This window comes from Pseudomonas sp. TMW22089 (assembly GCF_022496645.1).
Classification (GTDB): domain Bacteria; phylum Pseudomonadota; class Gammaproteobacteria; order Pseudomonadales; family Pseudomonadaceae; genus Aquipseudomonas; species Aquipseudomonas paraversuta.
Genome location: NZ_SCFG01000005.1, coordinates 1 through 20,466, shown reverse-complemented (window position 1 = coordinate 20,466; position 20,466 = coordinate 1). Strand labels below are relative to the sequence as shown.

The following is a 20,466-nucleotide window of genomic DNA, read 5'->3' as shown; positions in this document are numbered from 1 at the left end:
TGCACAGCGGAACAATCTTGAAGACCGGAGAGCTCTCCTGCAGGATCGAGCCGACCAGGATCAGGCCGTCGCCTGAAAACCAGCTGCATTGATCTTATTTAGTGCATTTTCGCATTAAAGGTTGACTCCCCACCGCATCACTGTAGAGTGCGCTCCACAGACGCGGGATGGAGCAGTCTGGTAGCTCGTCGGGCTCATAACCCGAAGGTCGTCGGTTCAAATCCGGCTCCCGCAACCAAACATAAAAAGGCTGCTCGAAAGAGTGGCCTTTTTTGTGCCCGGGTGTTTTTGCTCCCCCTCCCCGACCGGAGGAGCAGGATTAAATCCGGACATTTCAATCGCTTACGAGATTCAGGGGTTGACAGCCCGGCGATTCGCTGTAGAATCCACCCCACAGACGCGGGATGGAGCAGTCTGGTAGCTCGTCGGGCTCATAACCCGAAGGTCGTCGGTTCAAATCCGGCTCCCGCAACCAAATATCAAAAAAGGCTACTCGAAAGAGTGGCCTTTTTTGTGCGTGCTCGAAAAGTCTGCAATAGACGACCAGCGAAAAATAAACATCATATTTCTGAAAATCCGTTCGACTATGCTGTGGGCCGGCAATTACCTTTTTTTCAAACGCCAAACCTGAACCTCAGACAAACAACTGGCAATATTTTGAAAAACTTTAGCCAAAAGGATTGGTAACTTGAGTTTATGCCCCCATCCTGTCGCGCACGATCCACGAGGTGATTGATGCCCGATAACTCGCCAGAACTTAAAGAAGCCGTTACAGCAGCCCACCCGATTGCCGCGACCCGTTTGCGCTGGCTGGATTTGTTGAGCAAATACCGTCAACCCATTGGCCTTGCACTCACTTTACTGTTGTTTGCGATTGCGCTGATCGCGTGCCGGCATCTGCTCAGCGAGCTTGATCTATATGCCCTGCAAGACTCAATTCTGGAAGTCCCCAAGCCCGCCCTCCTCGGCGCCCTGGCTGCGACGGCCGTAGGATTCGTGATTTTGCTCGGCTACGAGTGGTCCGCCAGTCGTTATGCAGGGGTCAAGCTACCCCCCAAAACCCTGGCCCTAGGGGGCTTTACCGCCTTTGCCATTGGCAACGCCATCGGCCTGTCACTGTTGTCCGGCGGCTCTGTGCGTTATCGCCTGTATGCACGACATGGTGTTGGCGCCTCCGAAGTCGCCCATATGACGCTGTTTGCCAGCCTGTCCCTGGGCTGCGCACTACCGCCCCTCGCGGCGCTGGCAACCCTGAGCAACCTGCCTGCGGCCTCCGCCGCCTTGCATATTCCCGCCTATCTATTGGGGGCGATCGCTTTTGCGGTTCTGGCGTTATTCGGCTTGTTGGCGCTGGGTATTTATCGACGTCGCCTGCCCGAGCAGCCGATCCCCGACAACCTGCTGGTAAAGGCCGGACGCCGCACGCTGCGTCTGCCAAGCCCGCGCCTGACCCTGTTGCAGCTGGTCATTACGGCACTGGATGTCGCCGCTGCGGCCACAGTCCTGTATTTATTGCTGCCTGAAGCACCGCCTTTTGGTCCATTCCTGCTGGTTTATCTGCTGGCGCTGGCTGCCGGCGTACTCAGCCATGTGCCGGGCGGCGTCGGGGTCTTTGAAGCCATCCTGCTTGCCGCCTTTGCCAACCAGCTGGGTGCCGCACCTCTGGCTGCGGCCCTGCTGCTGTATCGCATGATCTATGTGATCATGCCGCTGCTGGTCGCATGCCTGATGCTGCTGATCAACGAAGCCCAACGACTGATTCATACCCGCCAAAGCCTGCGGGTGGCCTCAGGCCTCGCGGCACCGGTCCTGGCTGTGCTTGTGTTTATGTCCGGGGTGGTTTTGCTGTTCTCGGGCGCCACTCCCGAGATCGACACCCGCCTGGAACACATCGGCTTCCTGATCCCCCATCGCCTGATTGACGCCTCGCACTTCGGCGCCAGCCTGATCGGGGTTCTGTGCCTGCTACTGGCCCAGGGCCTGCGCCGGCGCTTGTCGGCAGCCTGGATGCTGACCACCATTTTGCTGCTGGTGGGCGCCGTGCTTTCCCTGCTCAAAGGCTTTGACTGGGAGGAAGCCTCCATTCTGGTTCTCACCGCCAGCCTGCTGGGACTGTTTCGCCGCTCGTTCTACCGCCCGAGCCGCCTGACCGAACTACCCTTTTCGCCACTGTATCTGGTGGCCAGCATTTGCGTCCTGGGTGCCTCTATCTGGCTGCTGCTGTTCGCCTATCAAGACGTTCCTTATAGCCATCAGCTATGGTGGCAGTTCACCCTTGATTCTGACGCCCCGCGGGGCCTGCGCTCACTGATGGGCGCGGCAGTGCTGCTGGTGATTGTTTCGCTGACCTGCCTGCTGCGCACCGCGCGCCCGGTAATCCACTTGCCGGACGCCGGGGAGCTGGAAAGGGCCGAGAAAATCCTCCTGGCCTCCGACCAGCCCGATGGCGGCCTGGCCCTGACCGGCGACAAGGCCCTGCTGTTCCATCCGGACGACAACGCCTTCCTGATGTACGCCCGCCGAGGCCGCAGCCTGGTAGCGCTGTATGACCCCATCGGGCCTAACCAGCCCCGGGCCGAGCTGATCTGGCAGTTCCGTGACCTGTGCGATATCTACCACGCCCGGCCGGTGTTTTATCAAGTGCGCGCCGAGAACCTGCCGTTCTATATGGACATTGGCCTGACCGCGATCAAACTCGGCGAAGAAGCCCGGGTCGACTTGCACCGTTTTGATCTCGAAGCCAAAGGCAAAGAGATGAAAGACCTGCGCTACACCTGGAATCGCGGCACACGTGATGGCCTGTCACTGGAAATCCATGAGCCGGGAGAGGCGCCGATGGATGAGCTCAAGGTGATTTCCGATGCCTGGCTGACGGGCAAGAACGTGCGCGAAAAAGGCTTTTCCCTCGGAAGATTCAGCACCGAGTACATCAAGCACTTTCGCGTGGCCATTATCCGCTTTGAAGGCAAACCGGTGGCTTTCGCCAACCTGCTTGAGACCCACAGTCATGAACTGTCGAGCCTCGACCTGATGCGCGCCCACCCGGAGGCCCCAAAACTGACCATGGAATTCATGATGGTCGGCCTGATTCAACATTATAAAAAGCATGGATACGCACGTTTCAGCCTGGGAATGGTACCCCTGTCCGGTCTGCAACCGCGTCGCGGAGCGCCTTTGACCCAGCGTCTGGGGTCGATGTTGTTCCAGCGCGGCGAACACCTGTACAACTTCCAGGGTTTGCGTCGCTTTAAAGACAAATTCCAGCCTGACTGGGAACCTCGTTATATGGCCGTGCCCGCAGGACTTGATCCGCTGGTGGCACTGGCTGATACCGCCGCCCTGATTGCAGGCGGCTTGACTGGATTGGTGAAACGTTAATGAAACATCGTTCCTGGCGGTTTTTATTGCTTACCTTGATAGTTCTGGTCGCGCTTGCAGCAGGCGGCTACTGGTTCTGGAATCGTCCTGCCCCGGAACCGACGATAAAACACCTGAGCCAAACCGACGGCTCAACCCTGACCAAAGTGATACCCGGCCAGAAAGCCAGGGCCCGGATCGTAATAGCCACTCCGGTCGAAGAAGCACTGAGCGACACCCAGCTGATGGCCTTGAGCCGTGGCGGCAAAGCACAACTGGTGCAGGTGATCCTGCCCAAGGAAGATTGCACCCTGCAGCAACAGGCCCTGCAGAACGCACTGCAACAGCTTGACGGCCCTGCCACGCTGGTCAGTGGCATAGGTCCTGGCGCAACCCTGGCCTGGCGCTGGCTGGCCGGGCAAACCGATGACAAGGCACAAGCCGTGTCAGTCGGTTTCATGCTCGAACAACCCGGCTGCACCCTGCCCTTGCCCAAGTCGGCGGCACACGGCAATTGGCTGGTGGCCTGGAACGACAACCCTGACGACCCGAGCGCCGCCTTCGTACGCGATCAGCCGAATGCTCAGACCAGCATCAGCGACTACGACATTCACTACCCCCAAGTACTCAGCAATGAGCTGCGCAAAATACTGGTGGGGGATGAAAACGGCGGGCTGAACATGCCTGTGGTCGAAGTACCGGCCGGCCAGCAAAACAGCACCGTGACCCTGTTCCTGTCCGGTGACGGCGGCTGGCGCGACCTGGATCGCGACGTGGCCGGCGAGATGGCGAAGATCGGCTACCCGGTGGTCGGCATCGACATGCTGCGCTACTACTGGCAGCACAAGACCCCGGAGCAAAGCGCTACCGATCTGACCGAGCTGATGCAGCACTACCGGCAAAAGTGGGGTACCCAGCGCTTTGTACTGGTCGGCTATTCATTTGGTGCCGACGTGTTGCCTGCCACCTTCAACCGCCTGCCTGAAGCCGAGCAAAAGCGCGTTGATGCCATCATCCTGCTGGCTTTTGCCCGTAGCGGCAGCTTTGAAATCCACGTCGACGGCTGGCTTGGCAAAGCCGGCGCTGAAGCCGATACCGGCGAAGAGATGTCCAGGCTGCCTGCCGCCAAAGTGGTGTGCATTTATGGCGCGGAAGAAGTCGATGAAAGCGGCTGCACTGCCAAGACCGCCGTCGGTGAAAGCATGAAGCTGCCAGGGGGCCATCACTTTGACGAGAACTACCCGGCTCTGGCCCAGCGCCTGGTAGACGTCATCAAGAAGCATCAGGCAACCGCACCGTAATCCCCCCCCCCGCAACCCTGCAGCAGTCAGCAACAAAAAAGCCCCGGTTCTCACGAACCGGGGCTTTTTTTGGTCATCTCGACAGGGCTACATCTCGACCTGGGTTCCCAGCTCAATTACCCGGTTGACGGGCAGCCTGAAGAATCGCAGGTTGCCGTTGGCGTTCTTCAGCATGAAGGCAAACAGCGTCTCGCGCCAACGCGCCATGCCCACAATCTTGGAGGCAATCACCGTTTCCCGGCTCAGGAAGTAGGTGGTGCGCATCGGACTGAAATCCAGCTCGTCGAGATGGCACAGTTTCAACGCCTCAGGCACATCCGGCTCATCCATAAAGCCGAAGTGCAGGATCACCCGGAAGAAGCCGTCGCCATAGGAGTCCACCTCGAAACGCCTCTGGGCAGGTACCCGCGGCGAATCTTCGTTGACCACGGTCAGCAACACCACCTGCTCATGCAGCACCTGATTGTGCAACAGGTTGTGCAGCAGCGCGTGGGGCACGGCATCTGGCCGGGCGGTCAGAAACACGGCCGTACCCTGTACCCGATGCGGCGGCTGCACCCGAATGCTGCTGATGAACAGCGGTAGCGGCAACGCGCTTTCATCAAGACGGTCGACCAATAGCTGTTTACCGCGCCGCCAGGTGGTCATCAGGATGAACAGCACAATCCCCGCCAGTACCGGGAATGCACCGCCCTGGACAATTTTCGGCACGTTGGCGGCAAAGAACAGGCCGTCCACCAGGAGAAAGCCGATCAACACCGGGACCGCCAGAACTGGCGGCCACTTCCACAGCAGCAGCATCACCGCCGATACCAGAATACTGGTGATCAGCATGGTCCCGGTCACGGCCACACCATAGGCCGAAGCCAGAGCGCCGGAGGACTCAAAGCCCAGCACCAGCAAAATAACCCCGACCATCAAGGACCAGTTCACTGCTCCGATATAAATCTGCCCCTGCTCGGCACTGGAGGTGTGCTGGATATGCATACGCGGTACATAACCCAGCTGAATGGCCTGATGGGTCAAGGAGAACGCACCGGAAATCACGGCCTGGGATGCAATCACGGTCGCCAGCGTAGCCAGGCCCACCAGCGGGATCAGTGCCCAGCTGGGTGCCAACAGATAGAAAGGGTTGCGGGCCGCCTCCGGGTTTTCCAGCAACAAAGCCCCCTGGCCGAAGTAGTTCAGCACCAGCGCCGGCAATACCAGAATGAACCAGGCCCGGGCAATCGGCTTGCGCCCGAAGTGCCCCATGTCGGCATACAGCGCTTCGGCCCCCGTCAAAGCCAGCACCACGGCGCCCAGAATGGCAACGCCCATGCCCGGGTGAGAGACAAAGAAACGTACACCCCATACCGGGTTCAGCGCGTTCAACACTTCAGGATGCTGCAAGATACCGTGTATCCCGAGTCCGCCCAGCACCACAAACCACAGCACCATGATCGGGCCAAACAGCTTGCCCAGCATGGCGGTACCCCGGCGCTGGATCAAAAACAGCGCAATCAGGATGACCAGGGACAGGGGCACCACCCAGCGCTCCAGCCCGGTGAACGCCAGCTCAAGCCCTTCGACGGCAGACAGTACCGAGATCGCCGGAGTGATCATGCTGTCGCCGTAAAACAGCGAAGCCCCGATCAAGCCCAGAATGACCAGCACCGAGCGCAGCCTGGGATAAGGCGCAGCAGCCCGTCGCGCCAACGCGGTAAGGGCCATGATCCCGCCCTCGCCCTCGTTGTCGGCCCGCAGGATAAACAGAACGTACTTGATCGACACGACCCAGATCAGCGACCACAGGATCAACGCCAAAATGCCGAACACGCCATCGTGGCTGACCTGTACTCCGTAGCCGCCCGAAAACACCTCTTTAAGGGTGTACAGCGGACTGGTGCCGATATCGCCGTACACCACGCCAACTGCAGCAACCAGCATCCCGATGGGCTTTACCTTTGCGTGACCGTCTTCTGCAGCCTGACTACTTACCTGCCCCATCAACCACTCCTACGATCACGGACCGTGCTTCTTAATGGTTTGCGCCACTTTTGATCAGCAGCATGCGCTGATTTTCCGACTCACATTGACGAAATCGCGCTGTTTAAAAACCCTATTTTCGCAACGGCGCGCAGCATAGCGCAGCACTCGTCGTAAATCCCTGTATAACGCTGGTCAACTGCGTTGACCATAGCTAAAATTGCGCACTTTTTTTGATCAGAGGCGCATCAAGCGCCCGTTCGTCGTGCAGCCTTTACGGGCATGTAACGTCACTACATACCGAGGTTCGCCATGTCCACCGTTACCACGCCAGCCGCCCCCAAGGTCGGCTTCGTCTCCCTGGGTTGCCCCAAAGCCCTGGTCGACTCCGAACGCATCCTCACGCAGCTGCGTATGGAAGGCTACGATGTCGTCTCTACCTACCAGGACGCCGATGTCGTGGTGGTCAACACCTGCGGTTTCATCGACAGCGCCAAGGCTGAATCACTGGAAGTGATTGGTGAAGCCATCAAGGAAAACGGCAAGGTTATCGTGACCGGCTGCATGGGCGTGGAAGAAAGCGCCATCCGCAATGTTCACCCGAGCGTGCTGGCCGTCACCGGCCCGCAGCAGTACGAGCAAGTGGTCAACGCCGTGCACGACGCCGTGCCGCCCAACCTGAACCACAACCCGCTGATCGACCTGGTGCCGCCTCAAGGTGTCAAACTGACGCCGCGGCACTACGCGTACCTGAAGATATCCGAAGGCTGCAACCACAGCTGCAGCTTCTGCATCATCCCGTCGATGCGCGGCAAACTGGTCAGCCGCCCGGTAGGCGACGTCCTCGACGAAGCCCAGCGCCTGGTCAAGGCCGGCGTCAAAGAGCTGCTGGTGATTTCCCAGGACACCAGCGCCTATGGCGTAGACGTGAAATACCGTACCGGTTTCTGGAACGGCGCGCCGGTCAAGACCCGCATGACCGAACTCTGCGAAGCGCTGAGCTCGCTGGGTGTCTGGGTACGCCTGCACTACGTTTACCCGTACCCGCACGTTGACGAGCTGATTCCGCTGATGGCCGCCGGCAAGATCCTGCCGTACCTGGACATCCCGTTCCAGCACGCCAGCCCGAAAGTGCTCAAGGCCATGAAGCGCCCGGCATTTGAAGACAAGACCCTGGCCCGCATCAAGAACTGGCGCGTCATCTGCCCGGACCTGATCATCCGCTCGACCTTCATTGTCGGCTTCCCGGGCGAGACCGAAGAGGACTTCCAGTACCTGCTCGACTGGCTGACAGAAGCACAACTGGATCGCGTAGGCTGCTTCCAGTACTCCCCTGTGGAAGGTGCTCCGGCCAATTTGCTGGACGCGGCCATCGTGCCGGATGACATCAAGCAGGACCGCTGGGACCGCTTCATGGCCCACCAGCAGGCCATCAGCGCGGCCCGCCTGCAGATGAAAATCGGCAAGGAAATCGAAGTCCTGATTGACGAAGTAGACGAGCAAGGCGCTGTTGGCCGTTGCTTCTTCGACGCTCCGGAAATCGACGGCAACGTATTTATCGCCACCGAAAAAGACATCAAGCCCGGCGACAAGATCATGTGCCGTGTGACCGATGCTGACGAGTATGACTTGTGGGCTGAAGTCATCTAAACAGCGACCGCGTCTCAAAAAGCCCTGCCGCCCTGGCGTCAGGGCTTTTTTTACGGCTATCGTAAACCTGTCGCTTCCATCGTCAGGAGACATGCACGATGCAACAGAAATGGGCTATCCATACACCCCGCCTTACGGACTTCGAAGAATTGACCGACGTGTGGGAAGCCTCGGTTCGCGCCACCCATGACTTTTTGCCCGACAGTTATATTCAACAACTGCGCCAACTGGTCAAAGACCAGTATCTGGACGCCGTGATGCTGATCTGCTGCAAGGATCCTGTCAGCAAACGCATCAGCGGTTTTGCCGGAGTAGCTGCGGGCAAGGTTGAAATGCTCTTCATCCACCCGCACTTCCGGGGCCAGGGCATTGGCAAGTGCCTGCTCAAATTCGCCATCGACGAACTGAATGCACAGGCACTGGACGTCAATCAGCAAAACCCGCAAGCCATCGGCTTTTACCTCAAGCAGGGCTTTGAGGTGGTCGGACGCAGCGAAAAAGACGGCATGGGCCAGCCTTATCCGCTACTGCACCTGCGGTATAAGCGCCCAACACGCGCATAAGGCAAATGTTGCCGGGCTTAACCGGCGCCAGGCGGGTACAATAGCCGCCCAATTCCTTTACGGCCCCTGTCATGTCTGAACCGATACGTCTCTCCAAACGCCTCATCGAACTCGTCGGCTGCTCCCGCCGTGAGGCCGAACTGTTCATTGAAGGTGGCTGGGTCACGGTAGATGGCGAAGTCATCGACGAGCCGCAATTCAAGGTCGACAACCAAAAAGTCGAGCTGGACCCGCAAGCCAAGGCCACGGCCCCCGAGCCTGTGACCATTTTGCTGAACGCTCCGCCAGGCCTTGATACTGACAGCGCCATGGCCCTGATCGGCCCCGAGTCACTGAGCGAAGAGCACCGCTACGGCAAGCGTCCGCTCAAGGGCCACTTTCTGCGCCTGAGCGTTGGCAACGAACTCCAGGCCAACGCCAGCGGCCTGCTGGTGTTTACCCAGGACTGGAAAATCGTCCGCAAGCTGACCGCCGACGCCAACAAAATCGAGCAGGAATACGTGGTCGAAGTCTCTGGCGAGATGGCTCCCCACGGTTTGAACCGGCTCAATCACGGCATGACCTACAAAGGTCGCGAGCTGCCTGCGGTTAAAGCCAGCTGGCAGAGTGAAAACCGCCTACGCTTTGCAATGAAAAACCCTCAGCCGGGCGTTATTGCACTGTTCTGTCAGGCTGTAGGCCTTACCGTCATTTCCATGCGCCGGATTCGCATTGGCGGGGTCTCGATGGGCAAGCTGCCTACAGGCCAATGGCGCTACATGACGACCAAAGAAAAGTTCTAAATAGCGCACCGCCCCGAACATTTCGACACCGCAGCAACGCCTGCGGTGCTCACTGCTGAATATCAGGATTGACCAAATGATTCATAACGACGTACTGCGCAGCGTGCGCTACATGCTCGACATCAGCGACAACAAGGTCGTGGAAATCATCAAACTGGGTGGCCTGGACGTCACTAAAGAAGACGTCCTGACCTACCTGAAAAAAGACGAAGAAGAAGGTTTTGTGCGCTGCCCTGACGAAGTGATGGCGCACTTCCTTGATGGTCTGGTGATTTTCAAGCGCGGCAAGGATGACAGCCGTCCAGCGGTCAAGATTGAAGTGCCGGTGACCAACAACGTGATCCTGAAAAAACTGCGCGTCGCTTTTGAACTCAAGGAAGACGACATGCACGCCATCCTCAAGGCTTCGGAGTTTCCAGTCTCCAAGCCCGAGCTGAGCGCCCTGTTCCGTAAATTCGGCCACACCAACTACCGCACCTGTGGCGACCAGTTGCTGCGCAACTTCCTCAAGGGTCTGACCCTGCGCATTCGCGGCTGATACTCGGCCTTCAGGCGCCATAAATCCTGTAGGAACTGGCTTGCCTGCAATGCAGACAACCCGATTGTTCTGGATAACCGCAGTGATGCGATCGCGAGCAAGCTCGCTCCTACAGAGGCATGACTTTTGACCTACAGCGTCTCCCCGATCGGTTTTGTGCGCTCTTGCTTCAAAGAGAAATTCGCCATTCCGCGCCAGCCGCAACTGGCCCCGGCCGCCCGTGGCGTGCTGGAGCTGGTCGCGCCCTTCGATCAAGGCGATGCCGTGCAGGGCCTGGAGCAGGTCAGCCATGTCTGGCTGCTGTTTGTGTTCCATCAGGCACTGGAAGACAAACCCCGGCTCAAGGTGCGTCCGCCGCGCCTGGGGGGCAACAAGTCGCTGGGGGTGTTTGCCACCCGCGCCACCCATCGCCCCAATGGCATAGGCCAGTCCGTGGTGAAGCTGGACAGGGTTGAAGCCGGTCGGCTGTTTATCTCGGGAATTGACTTGCTGGACGGGACGCCGATTCTCGACATCAAACCGTACGTGCCCTACGCCGATATCATCGATAGTGCCAGCAACAGCATGGCCAGCGCCGCGCCGGTGCTGATTCCCGTGCACTGGACTGACTCTGCCCTGCAACAGGCACACAGCCAGGCCCTGCGCCTGCAAGAGCCGCTGGTGGAGCTGATTGAGCAATGCCTGGCCCAGGACCCACGCCCGGCCTACCAGATTCCTGCTCCAGAGCGCGAATACGGTGCCCGCTTTTGGGATCTGGACGTACGCTGGCATTACCCGCAGCCGGATGTGATACGTGTGCTGGAAGTGATCCCGAAGCAGTAGCCGCAAACAAAATGTGGGAGTCTGGCAAACCAGCTCCCACATTTTTCAATCGGCGACGCTTACTTCTCGACGAAGGCGCGCTCGATCAGGTAGTCACCCGGCTCGCGCATACGCGGCGAAACTTTCAGCCCGAAGCTGTTGAGCACTTCGCTGGTTTCATCAAGCATGCTCGGGCTGCCGCACAACATGGCGCGGTCGTCCTGCGGGTTGATCGGTGGCAAACCAATATCGCTGAACAGCTTGCCGCTGCGCATCAGATCGGTCAGGCGGCCTTCGTTTTCGAATGGCTCACGGGTCACGGTCGGGTAGTAGATCAACTTGTCACGCAGCGCTTCGCCGAAGAACTCGTTCTGTGGCAAGTGCTCGGTGATGAACTCGCGATAAGCAACTTCGTTGACGTAACGGACACCGTGGCACAGGATCACTTTTTCGAAACGCTCGTAGGTTTCCGGATCCTGGATGACGCTCATGAATGGCGCCAGGCCCGTACCGGTGCTCAGCAGATACAAATGCTTGCCCGGCTTCAAATCGTCAAGCACCAGGGTGCCTGTCGGTTTTTTGCTGATGATGATCTCGTCGCCTTCCTTCAAGTGCTGCAACTGGGAAGTCAGCGGGCCATCCGGCACCTTGATGCTGAAGAACTCCAGATGCTCTTCCCAGTTCGGGCTGGCAATCGAATAGGCACGCATAAGCGGACGGCCATTGGGCTGTTGCAGGCCGATCATCACGAACTGACCGTTCTCAAAGCGCAGGCCCGGGTCACGGGTGCACTTGAAGCTGAACAGGGTGTCGTTCCAGTGATGAACACTGAGGACACGTTCGTGGTTCATGTTGCTCATGTACGGGGCTCCTAAATTCGCCAGCGCTGACTATGGGCGCGATTGCATAACATTCTAATGGCGACGACAATATCTGTTAACTGAATTATTAAGATAAGGGTTATCGGTTATATCGATATGCGATTTACTCTCAGACAACTCCAGGTATTCGTTGCCGTCGCCCAGCAGGAGAGCGTGTCTCGCGCTGCCGGCTTGTTGGCCCTATCTCAATCTGCTGCCAGTACTTCAATCACCGAACTCGAGCGCCAGACCAGCTGCCAGTTGTTCGATCGCGCAGGCAAACGCTTAAGCCTCAACGCGCTGGGCCGCCAACTGCTGCCACAGGCAGTCGCCCTGCTGGATCAGGCCAAGGAAATCGAAGACCTGCTCAACGGCAAGTCCGGCTTTGGTTCATTGACCGTGGGCGCGACCCTGACCATTGGCAATTACCTGGCCACCTTGCTGATCGGCAGCTTCATGCAGGCTCACCCGGAAAGCCAGGTGAAACTGATTGTGCAAAACACTGCGCATATCGTGCAGCAAGTTGCGCATTATGAAATTGATCTGGGTCTGATTGAAGGCGATTGCAGCCACCCCGACATCGAAGTCCAGAGTTGGGTTGAAGATGAACTGGTGGTGTTTTGCGCCCCACAACATCCACTGGCTGCGCGCGGCCATGCCTCCCTGCAAGAGCTGGCCCATGAAGCCTGGATTCTGCGCGAACAAGGCTCCGGCACCCGTCTGACATTTGATCAGGCGATGCGCCATCACCAAAGCACGCTCAATATCCGTCTCGAACTGGAACATACCGAAGCAATCAAACGCGCCGTGGAGTCAGGCCTGGGGATAGGCTGCATCTCTCGCCTGGCATTACGTGACGCCTTTCGACGCGGCAGTCTGGTCGCTGTAGAGACCCCCGACCTGGATCTGGCCCGGCAGTTCTTCTTTATCTGGCACAAGAAGAAGTATCAGACCTCGGCCATGCGCGAATTTCTGGAACTGTGCCGCGCTTTCACCGCGGGGGTGCAGCGCAGCGACGAGATCGTATTGCCGACAATCGCTTAAAGCAGAATCACTGCCCACACCACGGCAATCATGGTCAGCACCACAAACTGGGCGGCGCTGCCCATGTCCTTGGCGTTTTTGGACAGCGGGTGCAGATCGAGCGAGATGCGGTCGATGGCCGCTTCGATCGCCGAGTTCAGCAATTCAACGATCAGTGCCAGCAGGCATACCGCGATCAACAAGGCGCGCTCTACCCGGCTGACATTCAGAAAGAAGCTCAGCGGGATCAACACGACATTGAGCAGTACCAACTGGCGAAAAGCGGCTTCACCGGTAAAGGCCGCGCGCAAACCGTCCAGCGAGTAGCCGCCGGCATTCAAAATCCGTTTAAATCCGGTTTTACCTTTAAAAGGCGACATAGAGAGGCAACTGCGTAAAAAATGAGAGGGGAACGCTAGTTCACGCTTTGTCAAAAAAACGTGAAGAGCGGCAAGTTTAATGGCTCGAAATTGATTCAAGTTGCTGCAAGAGTAACGCGGCCTGGGTCCGGGTACGAACCCCCAGTTTACGGAAAATGGCGGTTACGTGCGCCTTGATGGTCGCTTCGGAAACACTCAGCTCATAGGCGATCTGCTTGTTCAGCAGACCCTCGCAGACCATGGTCAGCACCCGGAACTGCTGGGGCGTGAGACTGGCAAGGCCCTCACTCGCAGCCTTGGCCTCGGCTGACACCTGTACATCCTCAAACGCCTGGGGCGGCCAGCACACATCGCCATCCAGCACAGCCCGTACCGACTTCTGAATGTCTTCCAGCGAGCTGGACTTGGGGATAAAGCCACTGGCTCCAAACTCACGGGAGCGCACCATGATCGAGGCTTCCTCCTGGGCTGAAACCATCACCACCGGAATTTGCGGGTACTGGCCACGCAGCAATACCAGCCCGGAAAAACCATAGGCGCCGGGCATGTTCAAGTCGAGCAGTACCAGATCCCAATCGGCCTTTACTGCCAGCTGTGTTTCAAGCTCGGCAATACTGGCGACTTCAACCAGACGAACATCAGAACCCAGCCCCATAGTCACGGCTTGATGCAAGGCACTGCGAAACAGTGGATGGTCGTCGGCTATCAGGATTTCGTATGTGGCCATTTTTTAAATGATCCTGTTTTTCAGGCGAGCCCTGATGTATTCCAGTACTCGCTAAGGCAATTCGAGCAACAGCGCAAATACTGTGCATCAAAGGGCGCGATTTACGCTAAACGTCGGAAAATATGGGCGCTTTAGCAGCAGTTGCAGCCGAATCGGCGCCAAGCATGCCCAGCACGACTGGGGTGGTCAAGTTGAAAACTTGAGGTCCAGATCCAAACTGAAGCCATCACGACGCTATCATCCTCACCCTCTCGGGCACTCAACTGCATTTGCGCGAAAATTGTAGCGCTACTTCTTTAGTCTATTGAGACCGATTCCTGGGAAGGTCTTTTACAAAAAGTACCCAGTTCCAGATGCGCCGCGCTGGACTCATTCATCGGCAGTTGATTCCGGGCATCCAGATAATGCTGGCTGAAGACATCGAAATACGCGTCCAGCGCCGTGGATGCGTCGCTATCGCCCGCAAGATCGAGGCACAAACTGGCCACTTCGGCGGTACACAGGTGCTCACTGCGGGTGGATCTGCGCAAACGGTAGCGTGAGAGTTTCTCCGGCAGCAGGCTTAAAATAGGCAAGGCATCGAAGTACGGACTCTTGCGAAATATCTTGCGCGCTTCAGTCCAGGTAGCGTCGAGCAAGATAAACAGCGGGCGCTTGCTGCTGTCGATATCCACCGTGTGGGTCACACGTCCTGGCTCGACATATTCTCCGGGGAATACCAGATAGGGTTGCCACTGCGGATCAGACAACAAAGCGAGCAACGCCTCATCGGTCTCGGTTCGCGACCAGATAAAGGCGAAGTTGTCACTCACCACATCAGCGATCAGCCAGCCTGTATTGCTGGGCTTGAACACTTCCTTTTTGGTCATGATCAGGCACACACCCGAGCGCGCGTTAACCCTGGGCCGCCAACTGCACAGGCAATGGCTTTCTATCACGCGACAGGTATGGCAACGCGGTGCCCGTGACCCCCGCGACAAATAGGGTTTGGTGCTCTCCTCTTCACGCTCGTCTCGTAAACGGGCCACTGCATTAGGGGAAAAGGTCATCTGGGTCATGGTTTTTTACTTAAGGCGCCAACCGCTTATTCGCCATGAGTGGCGCACAAGCAGATAAACAATAGAAAGGCGCGAAGTCTAACAGAGGCAGAGCGCCGGCACTCGCCCCCATGACCTTTGGCATTTCCTGTCAGCTCATGCTGGCCTTATACTCCTGCGCCACTGAACGCACAGATCTATGACGGGTCAAACCCTGCGTCACGTCAATCAGGAGAGATTCATGTTGCGCACCATTATTCCAGCCGTAGCTCTATTGCTTGCACTGCCATTGGGCGCACAAGCGGCCTCTCTTGCAGAATTCAATCTGAATAAAAACCTGCAGCAGGTGGCTGAAAAAAGTAATGAAGGAAAGCCGCGCGCAATCAATGCCGACCTTCTGGATAAAGGTTTTACCGTCGATGGCACGGTATTGATCAATAATCTGGAAGCCAGCCCGACCCTGGCTGCACAAATGCGTTCCGCCCCGGAAGCCGCAGTGCCACAACTGGGCCGCAGCGTGTGCAGCAACCCGAACTTCCGCAAACTGATGGCCAAGGGCGCCACAATGCGCTTCGCTATCACGGAATATAAAACCGGCAAGTCGGTCTTGGTCCAGGACATCGGCGCTGACAATTGCCAGCGGAAAAACTGATTTTCTCTTCATTGCGTCAACACGCCGTAACTCCATACGGCGTGTGATCCCTGCCTCCTCCCCCTTGCACTGCAGCGACCATTCTTCATGCACATCAGGCAATTAGCTATTGCCAGTCAGGATGCGGCAAGACCATGATCAAGCCATCAGCTGGACACTAAGTGTCTGCGCACCAGCCCCGTTTGCGGCGCCATCCTGGATGTTGTACACAAGGAGAAGTACATGCCTGATCAACCCAATGAGCCACTCGCGCTTCTCGAAAGCCAGGGCCTGGACCTTGCGCGACAGGTCGATGAACAATTGCAGCAGATTGCGTCAAATAGTCCGAATCGCCCGCTTTATCGCGAGATGATCCTGACCATATTGCGCATGGCCCACGACGACTTTGATCGCTGGAATGCCAAGATCACCCTGCAAGCCATTCGCGAACTCGAAAAAACCTTCCGCGTGCTGGAGCAGTTCAAGGGCCAGCGTAAAGTGACAGTCTTCGGCTCGGCTCGCACACCCGTTGAGCACCCGCTGTATGCACTGGCCCGCCAGGTGGGCGCAACCCTGGCAAAGTCAGATTTCATGGTGATTACCGGAGGCGGTGCCGGCATCATGGCGGCGGCCCATGAAGGCGCAGGGCTGGAACACAGCCTGGGCTTCAATATCACCCTGCCGTTTGAGCAACGGGCCAACCCCACCATCAACGGCACGGCCAACCTGCTGGCATTTCACTTCTTCTTTACCCGCAAGCTGTTTTTCATAAAAGAAGCAGATGCGCTGGTCATGTGCCCGGGCGGCTTTGGCACCCTGGATGAAGTGTTGGAAGTACTGACATTGATGCAAACCGGCAAAACACCCCTGGTACCCGTGGTGTTACTGGATATGCCCGGTGGAACATTCTGGCAAAGCGCCCTGGACTTCATTCGCAATCAACTGGAGGCCCACCAGTACATTCTGCCCAATGATTTGAAGTTGATGCGCCTGGTCCATACAGCCGAGGAGGCCGTGGCCGAGATCAATCAGTTCTACAGCAACTATCGCGTAAGCAGAGACCTGATTGAGTTGAGGAACCTTGCTCAAGTAGCGGAACTGATGATCAGGTCTGCCATGGAACGTAAGGAATCTCGGGGTCTGCACTACACGCTGGACTATCCAGGGTTACTGCCAGAGGCGAAGGATACGATCCTTACACCGACCTGATGAGGCACGTTAGGAGCCAATAGCGTAGCACCATAGGACCCCGTTTTGTAACAGCTTTGGCGCACATTTGTCCCAACGCTGGGGTCCTTATCGCCTGCCCGCAGGGGTCCCTATCGTGCGCCTGAGCGAGCGTGCGGGGGCCTAAGGGGGTAAGCGCGCAGGTTAGTAGTTACAGGTGGTCACTAAGAAATTTCTGTCAGATCCTTAAAGGGCTCCAGACACATCCGCTATGACCTCTCCGACCAGTCCAGCGATTAGCTCGCCATGAGCGCAGCCATAAAGAACCGCTACGATGCCGAACAGCTTCCATGTGGCTTTCGACATAGCGATAGCCTTGAGGACGGCCAACCATTGTTTCTTGGCGGCCATAGCGGGCTCCTACGTGAAGTCTGATAAAGAATGTGGGGCATTGCCCTGCACATTTTGCATAGCAACGCATTCCACATGGGTTCATCTGAAGGTCCACCATTTAGATAGACGCTCAGATCAACCCACGAGGCCCATTACGGACCTCATGGATACAGCGGATGTTACGGCTTGACGACCACACGGGTAATCAACGGGAACGCTACGGTCTCAACCTGAAGTTTCTCGGTAGGATCCGCTGGGTTTGCCAGCTTCAGCTTGACCTTGGCTTGAGCCATCACGTCAGCAATACCTGTGATCTCAATGTCCCAGCCCTGTACAGAAGCGTTACGGCTGGCGAGGATCGACCACACTTCACCGTCATTGCCCTCACGAAACGACAGGGAGGCGAATCCTTTAGGGAGCATGAAGACGCCACGGTTACTGCCTGAGTAGAACTGAGTACGGCAGCCCAAGAGGTCCTCAATCTCGGCTACGCCTGCCCGCTGAGCTGCGCGCTCAAGAATCGCCTGTTCGGTCATGTGCATGAGCAGCACAAAGTCACTCAGGGAGTTGCCAACCGAGTGGTTAATGCTCAAGGTCAGTTGGTCAATCCAATCCTCAGAACGATCACGGGGGCCGGTACTGGTGATTGTGACCTCCTTGGCTTCAACGCTCGGGGATTTAATGAGGATGTCCACGATGGTGGAGCCGCAAGCCTTTTCGAAGTCCTGCATGGCCTTGTCCATCATTTGACCAATAGAGTTGCTCGTGAAGCCTGCAATCAGGTGAGCGTCCATCAAGGTCATACGGTGCGAAAAGAACGCAGCAGTATCGGTTGGCTCCGTAAAAATCACGTCACCGGCAACTGCCTCGCCCTTGGTGATTGTCGAGGTGTCATAGATAGAGCGGCGAGGATCGAATTCGATGTTGCGATTGACCATGTTGACCAATTGCACAGGGGTCGGCTCGGTGCCTTTCGGGCGGAACTCACAGGGGATAGCATCCATTGCAGCGGCGTGCCATTCGCCACCATTGAAGTATTCCTGAAGGGTGTCCGTAATGCCCTCAGCGGCCACACTGGAATCGCTCAACGGGGCTGAGGTAGAAGCCAGAGTGTTGAACTGAAGGCTGCCACCATTACCCCATACGGCAGCCTCGTAGGCAGTCGGGGTGATGTGACGGTCAGTGCCTTCACGGTGGTCAGTGGATTTAAAAGCGTTCTGTATGCGAGTAGTCATGAGTAAGTATCTCCTGAAATTTATCGGAATGAGGTCAGCGAGACACCAGCAAGTGCCAGCGCCCGACAGGCAAGAAGGTATGGATCAGCGAGCTGGTGTGGACTCAATCCCACGAGGACCAAGTTGACCGACCGTTGGCAGCACGGATGGCAGCGCCTTGGGCACGCATCTTGGCTTCAAGGGCTTCGCGCTTAGCACGGCGGCGGGCGACCTCAAGCTCACTTGGCATGCTGTAGGAGGCAAAGCGCTCAGCGTGACGTTGCGACTCTGCAATCTGCTCTTGACGATGACGTTCAGCGGCTGCACGAGCCCTGAGGACCTTGGAGGTCGCTTCAGGAAAAGCCGAAGTATCGAGACCAGCGTTTAGGTACTGCTCAATAATGGCGCCCTGCTTTGCATCGTTCTTGCCTGCACCGGCAATCAGACCAGACAGCATCACACCTTCAGCAAAAGCACGGGTCACGGTCTGACCTTGTACTTCAGCAGTTTCAGGGGTTACGTTTTGGATATTCAGTTGCATGGGGTGTGTCTCCTATTCGGAAACATTGATCAAGCCTTGCCGTTATAGGCGCACAGGGACCAGAGACGAAGGAGTACGTCACCCGGCGGCCTTCGAGGCTTGTCGATGTTTTCTGGATTTAAAAGGTGGGGTTGTTTGCCGATGGCGGACGGCGATGTGATTTAAAGCGGGATGGTGATCGGTTGGCGGGTCAGTGGGATGCTCACAGGGGCGCGCATGACTGCATCGAGGCTCATGCTGGTTTGGGTGGTGATTGACTCAACAACTGCGACCAAGGCAGGACTGGTAGCCTTCAGATGCCCCATAAGTTTCTCGTAATCCACCCCATGCTGATTGCGGGAGGTGACCTGTTCGCGGATGTACCGATCACGCCAGATGGCGCGCAGCGTGATCAGTTTGGTCCGACTTGCTGGGGACACAAAGAATGCGTTGAGCTGGTCAAGGAAGCTCACAGGGTCACTCCCTTAACCGCACGGCCCCAGCGATCCACACGGGAGGCTTGAGCCGCTTTCTTGGCTTTAACCAGAGCGGCCTTGGCTTCAGCTACGCCGCCGTTGATGATCTCAGTTTTCCCACGCAGCCAATCGAGGCCACTCGGCTTGACCCGCCAGCCTTCACGGTTACCGAAATTCGATGAGGCCGCCACAAAGGCGCCAGATGAGAATCCTTGCTGCTTCGGTCGAATCTGACCAGTACGGCCACCGAAGTCATCACAGACGTGGACAAACATCGGACCCTTAGCGAGAAACTCAAGAGCAAGTCGAGGCTGCTGAATGCCAGCGACCCGACACGCCTCGGTCCATGTCAGCCCCGCACCACGGGCTTTCATATCGAGGGTCGATGCCTTGGGCATGTTGGCGTCCAAGAGAGCATCTTTCTGGCGCAGTTCACGGACGGCACTGTTACGCATGGCGAGGAAAGCGTTGACTACCATAAGATAAAAGGCTGGCGAGACCCACATTGCGTAGGCGATGGTCCCAGCTTCTGTAGCCCACGTCCCCGGATTGGCGCCACCATAAGCAAGATGGAAATTTCCACCTTGGTCGAGCGCAGTTCGAATCTCGTTGTTCCATTGGCCCGGACGTTTTGCCTCAGGCAGACCCAAGGTTTGATGGATCTCATTGAGGCTCCACATCCCCTCCGTGTTTGCGATGAAGGTTTGACCCTCGATGACAATGGGTAGCAAGTCGGTTTGGTTGTTGGTAAACATAGTTGTCGCATCCTTTTTGTTTGCTCTCTGAGTTCGCTCCCACGGGCAGCCGAAAGTCCCCGACAAGGGTCCACCGATGGCACAGAGAGCAAACAGAAAGTCTTTCGTGATTGTTGGCCCAGCGACGGGTGTGTGTGTGTGACCAGTGGTAGACCCAAGGTCTTGACGATCAACCTTAAGGTAACTCTTTGAACATTGGACTTGCCCCTACCAAACCGGACACCAACTCCCCGTTAAATTGATGCTGCTGCCAAACGCCTAAACTCTCTCGGCGACCTATATTTCAAAGCACTGTGCGGATGCTGCTCGTTGTAATGCTCGAA

At 57.2% G+C, this 20,466-nt stretch carries 19 protein-coding genes, 2 tRNA genes and 1 pseudogene; 12 read left to right on the top strand and 10 right to left on the bottom strand.

Translation table 11 applies throughout. From position 1 onward, the window contains the following. The first annotated feature begins 161 nt into the window (after window positions 1-161). The 4 genes from EQV90_RS06705 to EQV90_RS06690 all read left to right on the top strand — a co-directional run bounded on the left by EQV90_RS06705 (window position 162) and on the right by EQV90_RS06690 (window position 4,658). Window positions 162-238, top strand: a tRNA-Met gene (locus tag EQV90_RS06705). Window positions 239-398: 160 nt separating this feature from the next. Continuing rightward, a tRNA-Met gene (locus tag EQV90_RS06700) sits at window positions 399-475 on the top strand. A gap of 260 nt (window positions 476-735) precedes the next feature. Continuing rightward, entirely contained in the window at window positions 736-3,378 is a 2,643-nt protein-coding gene (gene mprF / locus EQV90_RS06695; RefSeq protein ID WP_240877919.1) for a bifunctional lysylphosphatidylglycerol flippase/synthetase MprF, read from the top strand. Then, window positions 3,378-4,658, top strand: a complete 1,281-nt coding sequence (locus EQV90_RS06690) for an AcvB/VirJ family lysyl-phosphatidylglycerol hydrolase (RefSeq protein WP_240877918.1) — start codon at window positions 3,378-3,380, stop codon at window positions 4,656-4,658. The genes mprF and EQV90_RS06690 overlap by 1 nt, the downstream gene beginning before the upstream one ends. Window positions 4,659-4,745: 87 nt before the next feature. On the opposite strand, the gene EQV90_RS06685 is transcribed toward EQV90_RS06690, so the two are convergent. Next, window positions 4,746-6,647, bottom strand: a complete 1,902-nt coding sequence (locus EQV90_RS06685) for a potassium transporter Kup (RefSeq protein ID WP_003443008.1) — start codon at window positions 6,645-6,647, stop codon at window positions 4,746-4,748. 291 nt (window positions 6,648-6,938) lie between these two features. On the opposite strand from EQV90_RS06685, the gene rimO reads away from it, so the two are divergent. The 5 genes from rimO to tsaA all read left to right on the top strand — a co-directional run bounded on the left by rimO (window position 6,939) and on the right by tsaA (window position 10,981). Next, entirely contained in the window at window positions 6,939-8,276 is a 1,338-nt protein-coding gene (gene rimO, locus EQV90_RS06680) for a 30S ribosomal protein S12 methylthiotransferase RimO (RefSeq protein WP_003443009.1), read from the top strand. Between the two features lie 98 nt (window positions 8,277-8,374). After that, window positions 8,375-8,839, top strand: a complete 465-nt coding sequence (locus EQV90_RS06675; protein WP_010655688.1) for a GNAT family N-acetyltransferase — start codon at window positions 8,375-8,377, stop codon at window positions 8,837-8,839. Between the two features lie 71 nt (window positions 8,840-8,910). Beyond that, on the top strand, window positions 8,911-9,621 hold the full coding sequence (locus EQV90_RS06670) for an rRNA pseudouridine synthase (protein ID WP_003443011.1): 711 nt from the start codon (window positions 8,911-8,913) through the stop codon (window positions 9,619-9,621). A 76-nt stretch (window positions 9,622-9,697) separates the two neighbouring features. Beyond that, window positions 9,698-10,159, top strand: a complete 462-nt coding sequence (locus tag EQV90_RS06665) for a DUF1456 family protein (RefSeq protein ID WP_003443012.1) — start codon at window positions 9,698-9,700, stop codon at window positions 10,157-10,159. Window positions 10,160-10,285: 126 nt separating this feature from the next. After that, window positions 10,286-10,981 carry a tRNA (N6-threonylcarbamoyladenosine(37)-N6)-methyltransferase TrmO gene (gene tsaA / locus EQV90_RS06660; protein WP_003443013.1) on the top strand — a complete coding sequence of 232 codons (696 nt, stop codon included), beginning with the start codon at window positions 10,286-10,288 and terminating at the stop codon, window positions 10,979-10,981. Between the two features lie 59 nt (window positions 10,982-11,040). On the opposite strand, the gene fpr is transcribed toward tsaA, so the two are convergent. Then, window positions 11,041-11,820, bottom strand: a complete 780-nt coding sequence (fpr, locus tag EQV90_RS06655) for a ferredoxin-NADP reductase (protein WP_003443014.1) — start codon at window positions 11,818-11,820, stop codon at window positions 11,041-11,043. 117 nt (window positions 11,821-11,937) lie between these two features. Between fpr and EQV90_RS06650 the strand changes: the two genes are divergently transcribed. Next, a complete protein-coding gene (locus EQV90_RS06650; RefSeq protein ID WP_003443015.1) occupies window positions 11,938-12,864 on the top strand; it encodes a LysR family transcriptional regulator in 927 nt (308 codons plus the stop codon). Here EQV90_RS06650 and EQV90_RS06645 read toward each other — a convergent pair. From EQV90_RS06645 to EQV90_RS06635, 3 genes are all read right to left on the bottom strand, one after another. Continuing rightward, entirely contained in the window at window positions 12,861-13,223 is a 363-nt protein-coding gene (locus EQV90_RS06645) for a diacylglycerol kinase (RefSeq protein WP_003443016.1), read from the bottom strand. The two genes, EQV90_RS06650 and EQV90_RS06645, sit on opposite strands and share 4 nt — an antisense overlap. A 76-nt stretch (window positions 13,224-13,299) precedes the next feature. Next, window positions 13,300-13,950, bottom strand: coding sequence for a response regulator transcription factor ErdR (gene erdR / locus EQV90_RS06640; RefSeq protein ID WP_003443017.1), 651 nt, complete (start codon window positions 13,948-13,950; stop codon window positions 13,300-13,302). Between the two features lie 296 nt (window positions 13,951-14,246). Then, window positions 14,247-14,999 carry a tRNA-uridine aminocarboxypropyltransferase gene (locus EQV90_RS06635; protein WP_029612271.1) on the bottom strand — a complete coding sequence of 251 codons (753 nt, stop codon included), beginning with the start codon at window positions 14,997-14,999 and terminating at the stop codon, window positions 14,247-14,249. Between the two features lie 229 nt (window positions 15,000-15,228). On the opposite strand from EQV90_RS06635, the gene EQV90_RS06630 reads away from it, so the two are divergent. Both EQV90_RS06630 and EQV90_RS06625 read left to right on the top strand, forming a co-directional pair. Next, window positions 15,229-15,639 carry a PA3611 family quorum-sensing-regulated virulence factor gene (locus tag EQV90_RS06630; RefSeq protein ID WP_003443021.1) on the top strand — a complete coding sequence of 137 codons (411 nt, stop codon included), beginning with the start codon at window positions 15,229-15,231 and terminating at the stop codon, window positions 15,637-15,639. Window positions 15,640-15,861: 222 nt separating this feature from the next. Beyond that, window positions 15,862-16,770: pseudogene (locus EQV90_RS06625) on the top strand (TIGR00730 family Rossman fold protein); the annotation flags it as partial. A 261-nt stretch (window positions 16,771-17,031) separates the two neighbouring features. Here the strand turns inward: EQV90_RS06625 and EQV90_RS06620 are convergent. From EQV90_RS06620 to EQV90_RS06600, 5 genes are all read right to left on the bottom strand, one after another. Next, window positions 17,032-17,196 (bottom strand): hypothetical protein, encoded by a 165-nt coding sequence (locus EQV90_RS06620; protein WP_162939322.1) that lies wholly within the window; start codon window positions 17,194-17,196, stop codon window positions 17,032-17,034. Between the two features lie 161 nt (window positions 17,197-17,357). After that, window positions 17,358-18,413, bottom strand: a complete 1,056-nt coding sequence (locus EQV90_RS06615; protein WP_120266173.1) for a hypothetical protein — start codon at window positions 18,411-18,413, stop codon at window positions 17,358-17,360. Between the two features lie 103 nt (window positions 18,414-18,516). Further along, window positions 18,517-18,933, bottom strand: a complete 417-nt coding sequence (locus EQV90_RS06610; RefSeq protein WP_200582802.1) for a hypothetical protein — start codon at window positions 18,931-18,933, stop codon at window positions 18,517-18,519. A gap of 161 nt (window positions 18,934-19,094) precedes the next feature. After that, the gene (locus EQV90_RS06605) at window positions 19,095-19,385 is read right to left on the bottom strand and encodes a hypothetical protein (RefSeq protein ID WP_240877917.1); all 291 of its coding nucleotides are present in this window, start codon (window positions 19,383-19,385) and stop codon (window positions 19,095-19,097) included. Continuing rightward, window positions 19,382-20,143 carry a KilA-N domain-containing protein gene (locus EQV90_RS06600; RefSeq protein WP_240877916.1) on the bottom strand — a complete coding sequence of 254 codons (762 nt, stop codon included), beginning with the start codon at window positions 20,141-20,143 and terminating at the stop codon, window positions 19,382-19,384. Before EQV90_RS06600 ends, EQV90_RS06605 begins: the two co-directional genes overlap by 4 nt. Window positions 20,144-20,466 lie beyond the last annotated feature (323 nt).

Excerpts from the sequence above, each read along its gene's own strand:
- mprF (WP_240877919.1), top strand. The coding sequence starts at position 736 with ATGCCCGATAACTCGCCAGAACTTAAAGAAGCCGTTACAGCAGCCCAC.
- EQV90_RS06690 (WP_240877918.1), top strand. The coding sequence starts at position 3,378 with ATGAAACATCGTTCCTGGCGGTTTTTATTGCTTACCTTGATAGTTCTG.
- EQV90_RS06685 (WP_003443008.1), bottom strand. The coding sequence starts at position 6,647 with ATGGGGCAGGTAAGTAGTCAGGCTGCAGAAGACGGTCACGCAAAGGTA.
- rimO (WP_003443009.1), top strand. The coding sequence starts at position 6,939 with ATGTCCACCGTTACCACGCCAGCCGCCCCCAAGGTCGGCTTCGTCTCC.
- EQV90_RS06675 (WP_010655688.1), top strand. The coding sequence starts at position 8,375 with ATGCAACAGAAATGGGCTATCCATACACCCCGCCTTACGGACTTCGAA.
- EQV90_RS06670 (WP_003443011.1), top strand. The coding sequence starts at position 8,911 with ATGTCTGAACCGATACGTCTCTCCAAACGCCTCATCGAACTCGTCGGC.
- EQV90_RS06665 (WP_003443012.1), top strand. The coding sequence starts at position 9,698 with ATGATTCATAACGACGTACTGCGCAGCGTGCGCTACATGCTCGACATC.
- fpr (WP_003443014.1), bottom strand. The coding sequence starts at position 11,820 with ATGAGCAACATGAACCACGAACGTGTCCTCAGTGTTCATCACTGGAAC.
- EQV90_RS06650 (WP_003443015.1), top strand. The coding sequence starts at position 11,938 with ATGCGATTTACTCTCAGACAACTCCAGGTATTCGTTGCCGTCGCCCAG.
- EQV90_RS06645 (WP_003443016.1), bottom strand. The coding sequence starts at position 13,223 with ATGTCGCCTTTTAAAGGTAAAACCGGATTTAAACGGATTTTGAATGCC.
- erdR (WP_003443017.1), bottom strand. The coding sequence starts at position 13,950 with ATGGCCACATACGAAATCCTGATAGCCGACGACCATCCACTGTTTCGC.
- EQV90_RS06635 (WP_029612271.1), bottom strand. The coding sequence starts at position 14,999 with ATGACCTTTTCCCCTAATGCAGTGGCCCGTTTACGAGACGAGCGTGAA.
- EQV90_RS06630 (WP_003443021.1), top strand. The coding sequence starts at position 15,229 with ATGTTGCGCACCATTATTCCAGCCGTAGCTCTATTGCTTGCACTGCCA.
- EQV90_RS06620 (WP_162939322.1), bottom strand. The coding sequence starts at position 17,196 with ATGGCCGCCAAGAAACAATGGTTGGCCGTCCTCAAGGCTATCGCTATG.
- EQV90_RS06615 (WP_120266173.1), bottom strand. The coding sequence starts at position 18,413 with ATGACTACTCGCATACAGAACGCTTTTAAATCCACTGACCACCGTGAA.
- EQV90_RS06610 (WP_200582802.1), bottom strand. The coding sequence starts at position 18,933 with ATGCAACTGAATATCCAAAACGTAACCCCTGAAACTGCTGAAGTACAA.
- EQV90_RS06600 (WP_240877916.1), bottom strand. The coding sequence starts at position 20,143 with ATGTTTACCAACAACCAAACCGACTTGCTACCCATTGTCATCGAGGGT.